This is a genomic window from Roseinatronobacter domitianus (assembly GCF_023336755.1).
GTDB lineage: Bacteria > Pseudomonadota > Alphaproteobacteria > Rhodobacterales > Rhodobacteraceae > Roseinatronobacter > Roseinatronobacter domitianus.
The window spans coordinates 43728-58905 of record NZ_JALZWP010000011.1; the positions used below are offsets into that span (position 1 = coordinate 43728).

A 15178-nucleotide genomic window follows, 5' to 3' on the forward strand; every position below is an offset into this window, starting at 1 on the left:
GGCGCTCAGGGATTCGATGAAAACGAAAAAACCGCGCCCCAAATCGGGGCGCGGTTACTGTTTAAACCTTAGCGGAAGGGTGGTGCGTACAGCAGGCCGCCTTGGGTCCACTGTGCGTTCAGACCGCGAGCAAGGCCAATCGGGGTTTGCTCACCAATGGTCGAGGCGAAGATTTCGCCATAGTTGCCTGCCGCAGAGATCGCACGCACGGCCCAGTCATTTTCCAGACCAAGCATCGCACCCAGTTCACCAGCGCTGCCCAACATCCGGTTGATTTCCGGGTTGTCAGTGCCAGCAGCCAACTCTTCGATATTGGCAGAGGTGACGCCGAGCTCTTCAGCTGCGATAAGCGCATTCAAGGTCCAACGGACAATGTCTGCCCACTGGTCGTCACCCTGACGCACGGCTGGCCCAAGCGGCTCTTTCGAGATGATCTCGGGCAGGATTGCGTGGTTACCCGGCTCCGGGAAGGACGCGCGCGTTGCAGCCAGACCCGATGCGTCGGTGGTGTAAACGTCACAGGCGCCAGCCAGATACTGCTGCTGTGCTTCGGCATTGGTTTCGATCGGAACCGGCTCATAGCTCATGCCGTTGACACGGAAGAAATCAGCAAGGTTCAGTTCCGTCGTGGTGCCGGTCTGGATGCAGACGGTCGCGCCGTCCAGTTCCATCGCAGAGCTGACGCCCAACTCGCGGTTCACCATGAAGCCCTGACCGTCATAATAGTTGACGCCAGCGAAGGTGAAATTGAGGTCCACATCACGCGAGAAGGTCCACGTGGTGTTGCGGGCCAGCATGTCGATTTCGCCCGATGCCAACGCCGAGAAGCGTGTTTGGCCGGTGGTCGAGACGAAGTTGACAGCCATCGGGTCGCCCAGCACAGCAGCGGCTACTGCGCGGCAAACCGCCACGTCAAAGCCCTGCCAGACGCCATTTGCATCAGGAGCCGAGAAGCCAGCCAAACCGGTGGACACGCCACACGCAATTTCGCCATTCGATTGCACGGTTTCCAACGTCGATTGGGCGCTTGCAGCACCAGCCAGAAGTGCGGATGCAGCAATAGTGCCGTAAAATACGGATTTTCTCATTGTTTCCTCTCTGTTGACGCCGCCTTGGCGGCGGTCTGCCCTTGTGGGCGATTAGCGATGGCGCATTTTTCACCATCTGCCTAATCAATCTGCGACAAGCTTGGCCAAACGGTCAAGCCGTTAAACAGGTTATACCCTACAATTCGCAACATTTGCCTGTGAAAGGGGCAGGTCACAGGCAAAGTGTCGTGTCTTGTCCAAGAAAACACCCCATCGGCAATTCGGTCATATGCGTGCAGCCTGCCGAACAACGCGACATTAGGATGCGCCATCACCTGTTCAAAGGCGACATACCTTGGCGAGACAGGCTTGCGCGGCTTACGCGGCAAGGGAGGCAACGACAGCGGACCAATATCGCGAAGCAGCTTCGCGCTTTGGCTGCGGATGATTTATCCGAAAGGCTGGAAAGCTGGAGGCGAGTACCGGAATCGAACCGGTGTACACGGATTTGCAATCCGCTGCGTAACCACTCCGCCAACTCGCCTCTGGATGCCGGAACTAGGGACTTGTCAGACAGACGTCAAGTGCGCTTCGCAGTCAGCGGCCCGATTCTGGTGCCAGCCAGAACATGCACATGTAGGTGTGGCACTTCCTGCATCCCGTCAGGCCCGGCATTCGAAATCAGCCGGTATCCCGCCTGTTCATTGGTCGGGCACACCCCAAGCTGCACACAGACAGCGCCGACCGCGCGGGTGAAATCCACAATCTCTGCATCCGATGCCATGTCTGCGAAATGATCGTAATTCACATAGGCACCCTTGGGGATGACCAGCACATGGTGCGGGGCATGCGGGGCAATATCGTGAAAGGCCAGAGTGTGCTCGGTCTCTGCGACCTTGTTGCAGGGGATTTCACCTCGCAATATCTTGGCGAAAATGTTTTGGTCGTCATAGGTGTAGGGCATGGAACCTTCCGGCGTTCTGGCTTTTTCAAGATGATACGCGCCTGACGGTCCAAAGGAAAGGGACAGCCATGCAAAGGCCCGCGAGCGGTATGAGTTTGCATCCCGGCCGACTGGCTGGCGGTCGTGCGTCGCGGACATGCGCGTTGGTCTACCGAGAGGTGCCGAAAGCGGCATGCTCGACCATAGGCCAGCTTCTATATCACGCCGATCATGGCAACTTCTTCACGGGCGATATTCACGATGCCGGCCCCGAAGCCTTGCAATGGCCGGACCCGGCCTTCGACACTGCCCTTGGCCAGCCCGATCGTATGATTTTCGCGGCAGTGCGGAACCCCTATTCGCGGCTATTGGCCTGCTTTTTCGACAAAGTCAGTACCCAGCAGCGTGACGGCAGTTTCTACAGGGGGAACTTGCGCGACGTGCTGACACAGCATTATGGCGCTGATCTGGACGCCAAGGCAGATCCGCGCCCGGCCTTCCGGCGTTTTGTGCTGTTCATACGCGACACGCTGCGCAACCGGGACAGGTTTTGGTATGATCGCCACTGGACCCCGCAAGCGCAGCACTTGCGGTCTTTCACGGTGAACGGGCTGCTGTTCGATCACCTGTTCACAGTCGAAACCTTCGCCAGCGGGGTCGCGCCGATCTTGACACGGATACCACCCGACAGGCGGCCTGCCCTGTTGCCCCGGTTCAACGTCACCCGCAGACCCGACCTGCCGACCGAAAGCTACTTCGACGACCTGACCCTGCATCTTGTGCACGAGATTTACCGTTGGGATTTCGACCTGTTCGGCTACGCAGCTTTCGAACCTGCCCAGCGAACCGCGACGCACCCGCTGGATCTGGACGCGATCAATCAACGCCTGGCAGATCCGCATCCGCCGCATTGGGCCTGTCTGGGCGGCTAGCCGGGATCAACGACCCCGGATCAGACTTTCAAGTCCAATCGGCTGCACGCTGCCTGCCAGGCGGCTGCGATAGACGACCTGCGATTCGGCGACACGCATGATGTAGTTGCGGGTTTCAGCGAAGGGCACCCGTTCCACCCATGACACGAAATCCACCCGTGGGTCGCGCGGGTCGCCAATTTCGGACACCCAGCGGCGCGGACGCCCCGGCCCGGCATTATACCCTGCCGCGACCAACCCCAATGAGGGCCCGAATTCATCACGCAACTCGGCAAGATAGGCGGCCCCCAGCCGCATGTTCAGGGCGGGATCAAGCGTCAGGTCCAGCGGATCGAACGCAACCGCCAGTTTGCGCGCCATCATCTGCCCGGTGCCCGGCAAAAGCTGCATCAGGCCGCGTGCGTCTGCGCGGCTGCGCGCGCGGGGGTCAAATTCGCTTTCGCGCCGCGTAATTGCAAGGATCAGGTCCGCCGGTGCAGAGCTTGCATCCACGGGCTCGGCGGGCAGCGGGAAATAGGCGCGTGGCAGAACAATGCCGTTTTGAACCGCGATCTTGGCCAGTTTCAACGCGAAATTCGGTTCGTTCCAAGCCAGCATCAGGTCAGTCAGCGCACCAAGTTCGGCCTCTGCCGTTAATTGCGTGGCCAGATGCATCAAAAAGCGGCGTGCCTCATACCAGTCGCCCATATCGTAAAGCAGCTTGGCAGCCGCCAGCAGATCAGACTGGGCCAAAGCCGTTTCTTGCCAATCAGGATAGACCGGGCCATCGATCAACGCCGCGTCAAAAGACAGTCCGATCCGGTCGGCGGCCAGTTGCCCGTAATAGGCTGTCTGATGTTCTGCCGCGAATTCATAAGCCGCCCGCGCCGAGATCGGGTCGCCCGAAGCCTCATGGGCGCGCCCTTCCCAATAGCCCGCCCGACCCAAAGAGATTGGGCTGGACACACGCACCCGCAAGGCACGAAAATGTTCCAGCGCCTGTTGCGGGTCGTCCAGATGCTCCAGGGCCAAGAAACCGGCCAGAAATGCCAGATCGACGAAAGCGATCCCGTCTTCCAGCCCATTTGGTGTGGCAAGGGCATAGGCCTTGGCATAGTCGCCATCCGACATTGCACCGCGCACAAGTGCCACGCGCCGCGACGTCCAAGCCTCGGGGCGCCCCAAACCTTCAGGCGCGCGCGATTGCTGCAACATCAGGTCGGCGGCGCTGTCGCGGCTAACCTGGTCATAGCGAAAATCGAACCGGTCATGAGCAAGGCCCGGATGGTTGCGCAAAGGTTCTGGAACTGCGGCCACAAGTGCGTCCACCCCCGATTGCCGCTGCTGAAGCGCAATACGCGCACGGGCCAGCGCCTGCCGGTCAGGATCAATGCGTGGCAGGCTGCGTTCCGCCGCGTCGCGCGCGCCATCCCATAGCAGCGCGTCCACCCGATCTGCATGCAGGGCGCTTAGTTCATCGCTGAATGCGTCAAGCAATCGCCCCTCGGAATCGTCCGTCAGTGGCGCCTCAAGCCATAGGTTGCGCGCCAAGGCATTTGCGCGTCCCCGGTCAACCTCGCGCAGGGCAAAGGCCAAGGCAAACCTGCCCTCATGCGTTACAGGGGCCCGTCCTTCGAAAAACCCCCGCACCTGCGCGGCATCGGCATTTTCCAATTCCGCTTCGGCCACGCGTTGCAACCGATCTGCCAAGGGCCAATGCGCGTGACCATCCAGAAAGCGCGCATAGGCTTCCAAACTTCCGGTGCCGTTGCGCAGGAATGTCCAGTCCACAAGGCTCTCAGCGACCGCCCCCAAGGGCGCCAATGGCCTGCGCGCGGCGTCCAGATCACCCGCTTGCGCGGCGTCCAGAGCGTTCCCCAATACCCCCAAAATACGCGGTGGAGGCGGCGTGTCTTGCGAGAGCACGGGCGATACCCCAATGCCCAAGCCCACGAAAAGGCAGGCTGTCGCCCATGTCTTGGCGCGGCGCAGTTGCATGGCAACTCCTCTTTTGAGCTTGAAAATCATGCAGCTTCGTTCTAACCGCCACAAATCCTGCGACAACACACAATCGCGCAATCGGGCGCGCAACCTTGGGGGACAGGCACATGCAGATCAGGGGTTCGATACCGGCTTTGGTCACACCCTTGAAAGATGATGGGCTGGACCTTGATGCGTTGCATACCCTTGTGAACTGGCAGATCGCCGAAGGTTCACACGGTCTGGTGCCTGTGGGGACAACCGGCGAAAGCCCGACGCTCAGCCATGATGAGCATAAGCGGGTTATCGAAGAGGTCGTGCAGGCAGCGGCGGGCCGCGTGCCGGTGATCGCGGGTGCCGGGTCCAACAACACGACCGAGGCGATTGGATTTCTGCGCCATGCCGAGGCGGTCGGCGCCGATGCTGCCCTAGTCGTCACACCCTATTACAACAAGCCGACGCAAGACGGATTGATCGCGCATTTCACCGCGCTGCACGATTCATGCGATCTGCCAATCATCATCTACAACATCCCCGGTCGCTCCGTGGTCGACATGATGCCCGATACGATGGCGCGTCTGGCAGAGCTGCCCCGCATCATCGGGGTAAAGGACGCCACCGGCAGGCTGGAACGCGTCAGCTTGCAACGCATGACGTGCGGCCCCGATTTCATCCAGCTTTCGGGCGAGGATGCAACCGCGCCGGGGTTCAATGCCCAGGGCGGGATAGGCTGCATTTCGGTTACGGCAAACGTGGCACCTAGACTGTGCGCCGAATTTCAAGAGGCGACACTGACAGGTGATTATGCCCGCGCGCTGGAAATTCACGACCGGCTGATGCCTTTGCATGTGGCGATTTTTGCCGAACCGGGGCTGGTTGGTGCGAAATACGGCCTGTCGCGTCTGGGCAAATGCCGCACCGATGTTCGCCTGCCGTTGCTCGGCCTGACGGCAGCCGCACAGGCGCGCATGGATGCCGCCATGCGCCATGCCGGGTTGCTCAATTAAGCGATAGGTCGACCCAGACCGGTTTATGCGCGGTGTTCGTAGCTTTAAGCAAATCTGCCAAAGGCGTGTCCGGCAGCGGCCATAGCACACCCGATGCGTGCACCGTCACATCAGATGACGGCAGAACATAGCTGACCCGTAAATTTCCCTGCGGGCCATCCCAGTCCACAGTGTCGTGCTCTGGCGGGCCAAGATGGTCGGGGTCGGCAGCCAACTTTCCGCCCGGCCCGGATGGACGTGGGTCTTGCAGCCGCGGATGAGCAAGCAGGTGGCGCATCGCGTCTGACATGCCGTCCCCGTCGAACGGGTCAAGATTGCTGCCGCCGACCAGAATGAAAGGGGCATCCGGCGGCACATCCGCCAATTTTCCCGACAGCCAAAGCGACCAGAACGCGGATTCGTCATGGTTGCGGTTCAGATTGCGGTCAGGATGGTCGCCAAACCGTGGCGGACCCGCATGATAGGCCAGCAGCCAGAGTTCCGCGCCAGTTGGCAACAGGACAGGCAAGGCAATATGTGCGACACTCGACAAGCGGTGCACCGCAAGTTGCGACGAGGTTGCGCCGGAAAACAGCCGGGCATCGGGCACATCGCGCCAGAGCGTTTGACTGAAATCACGCAACCTCTCAGTTGCCCATGGATGCTTCGACAAAAGTAACAATGCCCGCGCACCCGGATATCCTCCGTAACCATGCGCGTCGTCTTCGCCATGCGCCCAGCCATCGCCGTTCAGGTCAACCCCGCTTGGCATACCGGCGTTCGGGGTGGGCGCCAACATATGGGGCATATGATGACCCTGTTCGGCAATCAGGCTATTGAACGCAGCCGCCGTGTGGCCTTGCGCGTCATAGTCCACACCGGACAAGACCAGAATGTCAGGCACGAGCCCGGCAATGACCTGCGCCATCGCAACAGTATTCGGGCGTCGCTCCAGAATTGCTCCCAAGGCAGCCCCCGGCCCGGCTGCGGCAAAGTCGATCCGCCAGAAAGCAACGCGCAAGGAATTTCCATCCGGAGCCGGCGGAAAGGCCGCGACCGGCCCGCACAGGCAAATCAGGAATAGGCAGACCGCGCAGGCAAAGGCACAGCTGCCTCTTCCTCTGCAATGCGGCGGCGTTGCAGGCGGATCAGTTGTGCGACACGATACATCGCGATGCCGCGCATAATCAGGCTGAACGGAATGAATGCCCAGAATGCCACCCCCCAGACCAGCGTTAGACCCACTTCAAACGTGATGGGCTGCACCAGCAAGCTGGAAAGATGCAGCAACACCGGCAACGAGAATGGCAGAACAAGCCCTAACAGACCGTTAATCTGCGCATCCCGCTCTAGTCGCTGCACGACATCGACCCCTTTGGTCGGGTCAAAATTGGGCAAATTGATCCAGACATTGAAGGAACTGCCCTTCGCGGGCCAATACCCCGTTGCCATCGCGCCGATAAACACCAGCAGGCCGACAAAGCACATGACGAAAGCCAGAGCCGCGCTTGCCATTACGTTCAGCAGATGCTCGACCGGCAAGCCCTGCGGCAAGGACAAGACCAAAAGACGGATCGGACTGAAGCTAAAATCGAACGCCGAAGCCAGCCAAAGCGCAGTTGCGCCCAGCGCGCCACCATCGCCACTCTCAAGCCCGCGCTGCAACAAGGCCAGCGCAAGAACAACGGCAACCAACATACCGAAACGCAAGCGGTTATAGGGCTTGGCATCCCGAAACTCTATCAATCCAGGATAGGCAGCGGCATATTCCGCCATGACAACCGCAGCGGAAATCAGCGCAATCAGCGTTGCCGCCTGCGCGACATCCTGCGAGATTGCGGGCAACAACATTGCCGGCAGCAAAACGAAGGCCGCGACCAGCAGGCCGCGCAAGAAACTTTGTGCCACATGTGACATGGACGCTCGACTGCCTCGTCTCGGTGCCTGATGCAGAGTTGATCCCCGCAACGTTTTCATTGTTCTCAGTTTTTCGGTCAGTCCGTTAAAACGGAACTGCCTTAATGTTGACACAATGTTGCTCATTTTTGGTCATCCTAGCAAGAGGCACTCTTACTATCCGGAAGAGATGAGGCAATTTCGAGTTCGAACTGTCGCGTCTTTGCATCAAATTTGTGGAAAAAAAACGGCACCAAAATAAGGTGCCGCTGGAAAATCGTTATATTTCAGGATTCAGACCCAAGGACGAGCTTGTGCCGCCTGCGCCTCAAAAGCGTCAATTGAAGCTACTTTCTCAAGCGACAAGCCAATATCGTCCAACCCGTTCAGCAGACAATGCTTCTTGAACGGGTCAATCTCGAAGTTGAACACGCGGCCGTCGGCCCCGGTGACGGTCTGTTCGGCCAGATCCACGGTGATGCGCGCATTCTCGCCCTTGCGAGCGTCTTCCATCAGCGAGTCCACTTGCTCTTGCGGCAAAACGATCGGCAGAATGCCGTTCTTGAAGCAGTTATTGTAAAATATATCGGCAAAGCTGGTCGAAACCACACAACGGATCCCGAAATCAAGAAGCGCCCAAGGTGCGTGTTCGCGCGACGAGCCGCAGCCGAAATTGTCGCCCGCGACAAGGATCTGCGCGTTGCGATAGGCTGGTTGGTTCAGCACGAAATCGGGGATTTCTGCACCGTCTTGCGTGTAGCGCATCTCGTCGAACAGATTAACGCCCAAACCCGACCGTTTAATGGTCTTCAGGAATTGCTTGGGAATAATCATGTCGGTGTCGATATTGACCAGCGGCATGGGTGCTGCGACGCCTGTGAGGGTGGTGAATTTTTCCATAGGTCTTCTCCTGGCTGGAAGAACTGGGGCTTTGCCCCAGACCCCAGGATATTTTTGCAAGGATGAAATCAGGCGGGTTCGACCATAAGGTCACGCACATCGGTCAGACGCCCGGTGATGGCGGCAGCGGCGGCCATGGCAGGTGACATCAGATGCGTGCGCCCGCCCCGTCCCTGGCGCCCCTCGAAATTGCGGTTCGAGGTGGCGGCGCAGCGCTCGCCCGGTGCAAGCTGGTCCGGGTTCATGGCCAAGCACATGGAGCAGCCCGCCAAACGCCATTCAAAGCCTGCGTCGATGAATATCTGCGCCAGCCCTTCTTCTTCGGCCTGTGCGCGAACAAGGCCCGATCCGGGCACGACCATGGCGCGTTTGACCTTGATCTTCTGGCCCTTGAGAATGTCGGCAGCGGCGCGCAGGTCTTCGATCCGACCATTGGTGCAAGACCCGATAAACACGGTGTCGATTTCGATGTCGTTCAGTTTCTGACCCGCGGTCAGCCCCATGTAATCGAGCGCACGGCGTGCGGCATCGACCTTGCCGCCGGTGAAGCTGGCGGGGTCGGGAACTGTGCCGGTAATGGGCAGCACATCTTCGGGAGAGGTGCCCCAGGTGACAACCGGCGCGATGTCTTCGCCACGCAAGGTGATGACCTTGTCCCACTGCGCATCGTCATCTGAGTAGAGGGTTTTCCACCAAGAAAGTGCCGCGTCCCATTGCGCGCCCTTGGGCGCATGGGGGCGGCCCTGCACATAGGCAAAGGTCTTTTCATCGGGTGCGATCAGGCCCGCGCGCGCGCCGCCTTCGATGGCCATGTTGCACACGGTCATGCGCCCTTCCATCGAGAGTTCACGAATCGCCTGCCCGCAATATTCGATGACATAGCCCGTGCCGCCCGCCGTGCCGGTGGCACCGATCACGGAGAGGGTGATATCCTTGGCAGTCACGCCGGGCGGCAGTGAGCCGGTGATCTCTACCTTCATATTCTTGGATTTCTGCTGAATCAGGGTCTGGGTGGCCAGAACATGTTCCACCTCGGACGTGCCGATGCCATGCGCCAGCGCGCCAAACGCGCCATGGGTGGCCGTGTGGCTGTCGCCGCAGACCACGGTCATGCCCGGCAACGTCCAGCCTTGTTCGGGGCCAACGATATGCACGATGCCCTGACGCACATCCGATACCGGATAATAGTGAATGCCGAATTGCTTCGCATTCGTGTCGAGCGCTGCGACCTGAATGCGGCTGTCTTCGGGCATCTGGTCAGGGTTGTCGCGCCCTTCGGTGGTGGGCACGTTATGGTCGGGGACAGCGATCGTCTTGTCTGGCGCGCGAACGCTGCGGCCAGCCATCCGCAACCCTTCAAAGGCTTGCGGGCTGGTCACTTCATGGACCAAGTGGCGGTCAATATACAGCAGGCTGGTGCCATCGGCATCTTCGTGCACGACATGGGCATCCCAGATCTTGTCATAGAGGGTCTTTGGCATGGCGATATCTCTCGGGAAAAGCGGAAATTTGGCTTGGCTTTCAGGGCGCGCCGATACTGCGCGCGCGGACGATCAGGGCAGCCGTGCCAAAACCGATCGGTTCTCTCGGGTAAAACGCTGCGGCAGGCGCGCGTGATCTGTCATGTCGAAAAAGCGATACATGCCATGTTAGATACGCCCATTCCGGCCCCATGGCAACGGTTTCACGTTTGCGCATTTCTTCATCAATAACGCGGTTGCGCCGTGCAGGGTGATTGAGATAAGGCCGCGCGAATGTTATCGTGCTTTTATCGCAATTTCTGGAGGATCAACCCCTGTCCTACTCCGACCCGACCGCATTCGCGGCACACCCCGCCTCTGCCCTGCCGCTGAGCAGCGCTGCGGTTCTGGAACTGGTTCTGTCGTCCTTGGACGATGACAAGGCCGAGGATGTGGTCCAGATTGACCTCAAGGGTAAATCCGCGATGGCGGACACGATGGTCGTTGCCTCTGGTCGATCAACTCGGCAGGTAGCCGCTATGGCCCAAAAGCTGATGGACCGCCTGAAAGAGACCTTCCGCCTGACCGCCCGCGTTGAAGGCAAAGACACCGGCGACTGGGTGCTGATCGACACGGGCGATGTGGTGGTGCATATCTTCCGCCCTGAAGTGCGCGAATTCTACCAGCTTGAAAAGATGTGGCAGGATATCGGGCGATCTGGCGCCTAAGCCATGCGCCTGCATATCTGCGCGGTGGGCCGGCTGCGCAAAGGCCCGGAACGCGCATTGATCGACGATTACCGCAGCCGCTTTGATCGCACCGGGCGCGCCCTTTCGCTTGGCCCGTGCGAGGAACACGAGATAGATGAGCGCAAGGCGACCAGCCCATCGGCGCAAGCACCATTACTGGCACGCGCTGCCCCGGATGGTGCGCATCTGGTGGCGCTGGATGAGCGTGGGGTATCTCTGACATCCCCTGATTTTGCGCGATTGTTGGCGGAAACCCGCGACCGGGGCACACGCGACATGGCGTTTCTCATAGGCGGAGCAGATGGGCTAAGCCCGGAAATGCGCGCGCAGGCCGATACCTTATTGTCTTTTTCGCAGATGGTGTGGCCGCATATGCTGGCGCGCGTTATGCTGGCAGAACAGATTTACCGCGCCGCGACCATTCTGTCGGGTAGTCCCTATCATCGGGAATGAAAAAGCCAGAATGCGCGGCAGCGGCCCTTGAGGACATCGAACAAGGGTTGCGCCATAGCCTCATACAGGCCTATTTTTACCAGCCATCGGCATTGCGGCTGCCAAATTTCTCGACCAGAAAATCAATCAGCGCACGGACCTTGGGCTGGGTGTAGCGGCCCGACGGGTAGACCGCGTGCAAGCCCTGCACATCGCGTGGCAGGTCAGGGATGACATCTTCAACCATTCCCGATTTCATGGCATCCGCATAAAGGAAGCTGGGCAAATAAGCGATGCCAAGCCCGTTGATTGCCGCTGTCAGCAGCGACTGCCCGTCATTGACAGAGAACCATGTTGCCGAACGCACTTGCCGCACTTCACCCGATGGGGCGGTGATCTTCCACATCGAAGACGCGGCATTGTGCGAATAATAGAGCAAGCGGTGCGCGTTCAGATCATCCAGCCGGTCTGGACGGCCATGTTCCGCCAGATAGGCGGGCGATGCGATCAGGCGCTGTGTGGTTTCACAAACCTTGCGGGCGCGCAAGGTGCTATCATCCATCTCGCCCATGCGGATGGCCAGATCGAACCCTTCGGAGATGAGTTCGACATAGCGGTTTTTCAGCACCATATTGACCGAGACATCAGGGTAACGGTTCAGGAACTCGCCCAAAATCGGGGACAGATGGGTGGCCCCGAAATCTGTTGGCACCGCCAGCCGCAACACACCCGAAGGGGCCGATTGCATGGCAGTGACAAGGCTGTCGGCTTCGCCTGCATCGTTCAGCACGCGCCGGGCGCGGTCATAATAGGCAAGGCCAATATCTGTGGGGCTGACGCGACGGGTGGTGCGGTTCAAAAGCCGCGCTCCCAGACGGGTTTCCAGCGAGGACACATGCTTGGACACCGCGGATTTTGAAATCCCCATCTTTCGCGCCGCATCGGTAAAGCCGCCTTGGTCTACCACCGTGGCAAATGCTTCCATCTCGGTCAGTCTGTCCATCGTCACGCCTCAAGAAACCAATTCAATAGACAGGCATCTTTGTCGCCAATTCAGGCAAGAATGCGGAACAGGCGCGGCTTTCGCGCGACACGTTGCCGGGTGGCATCAAAAAGTGCGCGGAACTGGCTGTGCCAATCTTGCAACAGTGCCGGGCGCTGCCCACATATGGGTCAAGGCCCGCCATGACCTTTGCGCTGCATGTCAGGCAAAGCCGCGAACCGGGTGCTGAACGAAAGGACAATACTATGAATATGGACAAATTTACCGAACGTGCCCGCGGTTTCATCCAGGCGGCGCAAACCATCGCAATACGGGAAGACCATCAGCGGCTGGTGCCCGCGCATCTGCTGAAAGCGTTGCTGGATGACAGCGAGGGGATGGCGGCAAAGCTGATAACCCGCGCCGGTGGCGCGCCGGATCAGGTGGCGCAATCGAACGATCTTGCGCTTGCCAAGCTGCCCAAAGTGCAAGGCGGCGACGGCCAGGTTTACATGGACCCGCAGATGGCAAAGGTCTTGGACCAAGCGCAGCAGGTGGCGCAGAAGGCAGGCGACAGTTACGTCACGGTAGAGCGATTGCTAACCGCACTGGCGCTGGTGAAGTCTGGCGCCAAAGACGCGCTGGATGCCGGGGCTGTGACCGCGCAGAATCTGAACACCGCGATTGAAGACCTGCGTAAAGGGCGCACGGCGGACTCGGCGTCTGCCGAAGACAGTTATGAGGCACTCAAGAAATACGCGCACGACCTGACGGACGCCGCACGCGCCGGCAAGATTGATCCCATCATTGGCCGCGATGACGAGATCCGCCGCGCCATGCAGGTTTTGTCGCGCCGCACCAAGAATAATCCGGTTCTGATCGGTGAACCGGGCGTGGGGAAAACCGCGATTGCCGAAGGGTTGGCCCTGCGCATCGTCAATGGCGATGTTCCCGAATCCCTACGCGACAAGCGCCTTATGGCCCTCGATATGGGCGCGCTGATTGCCGGTGCGAAATATCGCGGCGAGTTTGAAGAACGGCTAAAAGCGATCCTGTCGGAAGTGACCGCTGCCGAGGGCGAAATCATCCTGTTCATTGATGAGATGCATACGCTGGTCGGCGCGGGCAAATCCGAAGGCGCAATGGATGCTGCGAACCTCATCAAGCCAGCCTTGGCGCGCGGCGAGTTGCACTGCATCGGTGCGACCACGCTGGACGAATACCGCAAGCATGTGGAAAAGGACGCCGCCTTGGCCCGTCGTTTCCAACCCGTGATTGTCGAGGAACCGACGGTCGAAGACACCATTTCCATTCTGCGCGGGATTAAGGAAAAATACGAACTGCATCACGGTGTGCGCATTTCGGATTCGGCGTTGGTCACGGCGGCGACCCTGTCGCACCGCTACATCACCGACCGTTTCCTGCCCGACAAGGCCATCGACCTGATGGACGAAGCCGCCAGCCGGCTGCGCATGGAAGTGGACAGCAAGCCAGAGGAACTGGATGCGCTGGACCGCGACATCCTACAAAAGCAGATCGAAGCCGAGGCGCTGAAGAAAGAGGATGACGCGGCCTCCAAGGACCGGCTGGAAGGGCTGGAGCGCGAATTGGCAGAGCTGCAACAGCGCAGCGCCGAGATGACAGCCACGTGGCAGTCCGAGCGCGACAAGCTGGAAGAAGCCCGCCAGATCAAGGAAAGCCTTGATCGCGCGCGGATCGAGCTGGAAACGGCCAAGCGGACGGGCGATTTCGCCACCGCTGGGCGGCTGCAATACGGTGACATCCCAGAGCTAGAGCGCAAACTGGCAGAGGCAGAAGCGCGTGAGGCCGAGAAGATGGTCTCTGACGCCGTGCGCCCTGAACAGATTGCCGAAGTGGTCGAACGCTGGACGGGGATTCCCACGTCCAAAATGCTGGAAGGCGAGCGCGAGAAGCTGCTGCGCATGGAAGACGAGCTGCGCAAGCGCGTCGTCGGGCAGGACAGCGCATTGCGGGCCGTGGCAAATGCGGTGCGCCGCGCACGCGCGGGGCTGAATGATGAAAACCGCCCGCTGGGCAGTTTCCTGTTCCTTGGGCCGACCGGCGTAGGCAAGACCGAACTGACCAAGGCCGTCGCCGCTTACCTGTTCGATGACGATCAGGCGATGGTGCGGATCGACATGTCCGAATTCATGGAAAAGCATTCGGTGTCGCGGCTGATCGGTGCTCCTCCGGGATATGTCGGGTATGATGAAGGCGGTGTTCTGACCGAAGCGGTGCGGCGGCGTCCCTATCAGGTCATCTTGTTCGACGAGGTCGAAAAGGCCCATCCGGACGTGTTCAACGTGCTGTTGCAGGTGCTCGATGACGGGGTGTTGACCGATGGTCAGGGGCGCACGGTCGATTTCAAGCAAACGCTGATCGTGCTGACCTCTAACCTCGGCAGTCAGGCCTTGTCGCGCCTGCCCGAGGGGGCCGACGCCGATGCGGCTCGCGCCGAAGTGATGGAAGCCGTGCGCGCCCATTTCCGTCCCGAGTTCCTGAACCGGCTGGATGAAACCGTTATTTTCGACCGACTGGCCCGGACGGATATGGATGCGATTGTCGATATCCAGATCGGGCGGTTGCTTAAGCGGCTTCTTGCGCGCAAGATCACGCTAGACTTGGATGAGAGCGCGCGCGCTTGGCTGGCCGATAAAGGCTATGATCCGGTCTACGGTGCCCGGCCCCTGAAACGGGTGATCCAGCGCCACCTGCAAGACCCATTGGCACAGTTGCTGCTGGGCGGACAGCTTATGGACGGCCAAACCGTGCCGATCACGTCAGGGCCAGATGGGCTGGTGATCGGGGATCATGTCGCTGATGATCCCGAAATGCCCAAAGCCGCGCTGCACTGACGCAACCAACCATCCCGTCCTGCTGGAACAGGCAG

General features: G+C 59.9%; 13 protein-coding genes and 1 tRNA gene. 5 read left to right on the forward strand and 9 right to left on the reverse strand.

Features of this window, described 5'->3' with window-relative positions:
* Positions 1–68: 68 nt before the first annotated feature.
* From M3N55_RS11680 to M3N55_RS11690, 3 genes are all read right to left on the reverse strand, one after another.
* On the reverse strand, positions 69–1088 hold the full coding sequence (locus M3N55_RS11680) for an amino acid ABC transporter substrate-binding protein (RefSeq protein WP_249059197.1): 1020 nt from the start codon (positions 1086–1088) through the stop codon (positions 69–71).
* A gap of 410 nt (positions 1089–1498) precedes the next feature.
* Positions 1499–1572, reverse strand: a tRNA-Cys gene (locus M3N55_RS11685).
* Between the two features lie 36 nt (positions 1573–1608).
* Positions 1609–1992, reverse strand: a complete 384-nt coding sequence (locus tag M3N55_RS11690; RefSeq protein WP_249059200.1) for an HIT domain-containing protein — start codon at positions 1990–1992, stop codon at positions 1609–1611.
* Between the two features lie 89 nt (positions 1993–2081).
* Here M3N55_RS11690 and M3N55_RS11695 point away from each other — a divergent pair, with 89 nt between their 5' ends.
* Positions 2082–2903 carry a sulfotransferase family 2 domain-containing protein gene (locus tag M3N55_RS11695; RefSeq protein ID WP_249059203.1) on the forward strand — a complete coding sequence of 274 codons (822 nt, stop codon included), beginning with the start codon at positions 2082–2084 and terminating at the stop codon, positions 2901–2903.
* A 6-nt stretch (positions 2904–2909) separates the two neighbouring features.
* On the opposite strand, the gene M3N55_RS11700 is transcribed toward M3N55_RS11695, so the two are convergent.
* Positions 2910–4880, reverse strand: a complete 1971-nt coding sequence (locus tag M3N55_RS11700) for a lytic transglycosylase domain-containing protein (protein ID WP_249059205.1) — start codon at positions 4878–4880, stop codon at positions 2910–2912.
* 110 nt (positions 4881–4990) lie between these two features.
* Between M3N55_RS11700 and dapA the strand changes: the two genes are divergently transcribed.
* The gene (gene dapA / locus M3N55_RS11705) at positions 4991–5869 is read left to right on the forward strand and encodes a 4-hydroxy-tetrahydrodipicolinate synthase (RefSeq protein WP_249059206.1); all 879 of its coding nucleotides are present in this window, start codon (positions 4991–4993) and stop codon (positions 5867–5869) included.
* Here dapA and M3N55_RS11710 read toward each other — a convergent pair.
* The 4 genes from M3N55_RS11710 to leuC form a co-directional block, all read right to left on the reverse strand.
* Positions 5862–6869 (reverse strand): endonuclease/exonuclease/phosphatase family protein, encoded by a 1008-nt coding sequence (locus M3N55_RS11710; RefSeq protein ID WP_249059208.1) that lies wholly within the window; start codon positions 6867–6869, stop codon positions 5862–5864. The genes dapA and M3N55_RS11710 overlap by 8 nt on opposite strands.
* A gap of 53 nt (positions 6870–6922) precedes the next feature.
* Positions 6923–7765 carry a hypothetical protein gene (locus tag M3N55_RS11715; protein WP_249059210.1) on the reverse strand — a complete coding sequence of 281 codons (843 nt, stop codon included), beginning with the start codon at positions 7763–7765 and terminating at the stop codon, positions 6923–6925.
* A 273-nt stretch (positions 7766–8038) separates the two neighbouring features.
* Entirely contained in the window at positions 8039–8644 is a 606-nt protein-coding gene (gene leuD, locus M3N55_RS11720; RefSeq protein WP_249059212.1) for a 3-isopropylmalate dehydratase small subunit, read from the reverse strand.
* A 68-nt stretch (positions 8645–8712) separates the two neighbouring features.
* The gene (leuC, locus tag M3N55_RS11725) at positions 8713–10125 is read right to left on the reverse strand and encodes a 3-isopropylmalate dehydratase large subunit (protein ID WP_249059214.1); all 1413 of its coding nucleotides are present in this window, start codon (positions 10123–10125) and stop codon (positions 8713–8715) included.
* Positions 10126–10439: 314 nt separating this feature from the next.
* Between leuC and rsfS the strand changes: the two genes are divergently transcribed.
* A complete protein-coding gene (gene rsfS / locus M3N55_RS11730) occupies positions 10440–10832 on the forward strand; it encodes a ribosome silencing factor (protein WP_428982647.1) in 393 nt (130 codons plus the stop codon).
* A gap of 3 nt (positions 10833–10835) precedes the next feature.
* Positions 10836–11306: a 23S rRNA (pseudouridine(1915)-N(3))-methyltransferase RlmH gene (gene rlmH, locus M3N55_RS11735; RefSeq protein WP_249059218.1), complete on the forward strand. Its 471-nt coding sequence runs from the start codon at positions 10836–10838 to the stop codon at positions 11304–11306.
* A 76-nt stretch (positions 11307–11382) separates the two neighbouring features.
* Here rlmH and M3N55_RS11740 read toward each other — a convergent pair whose 3' ends face one another.
* Positions 11383–12288: a LysR family transcriptional regulator gene (locus tag M3N55_RS11740; protein WP_249059223.1), complete on the reverse strand. Its 906-nt coding sequence runs from the start codon at positions 12286–12288 to the stop codon at positions 11383–11385.
* Between the two features lie 245 nt (positions 12289–12533).
* Between M3N55_RS11740 and clpB the strand changes: the two genes are divergently transcribed.
* Entirely contained in the window at positions 12534–15143 is a 2610-nt protein-coding gene (clpB, locus tag M3N55_RS11745) for an ATP-dependent chaperone ClpB (protein ID WP_249059242.1), read from the forward strand.
* Positions 15144–15178 lie beyond the last annotated feature (35 nt).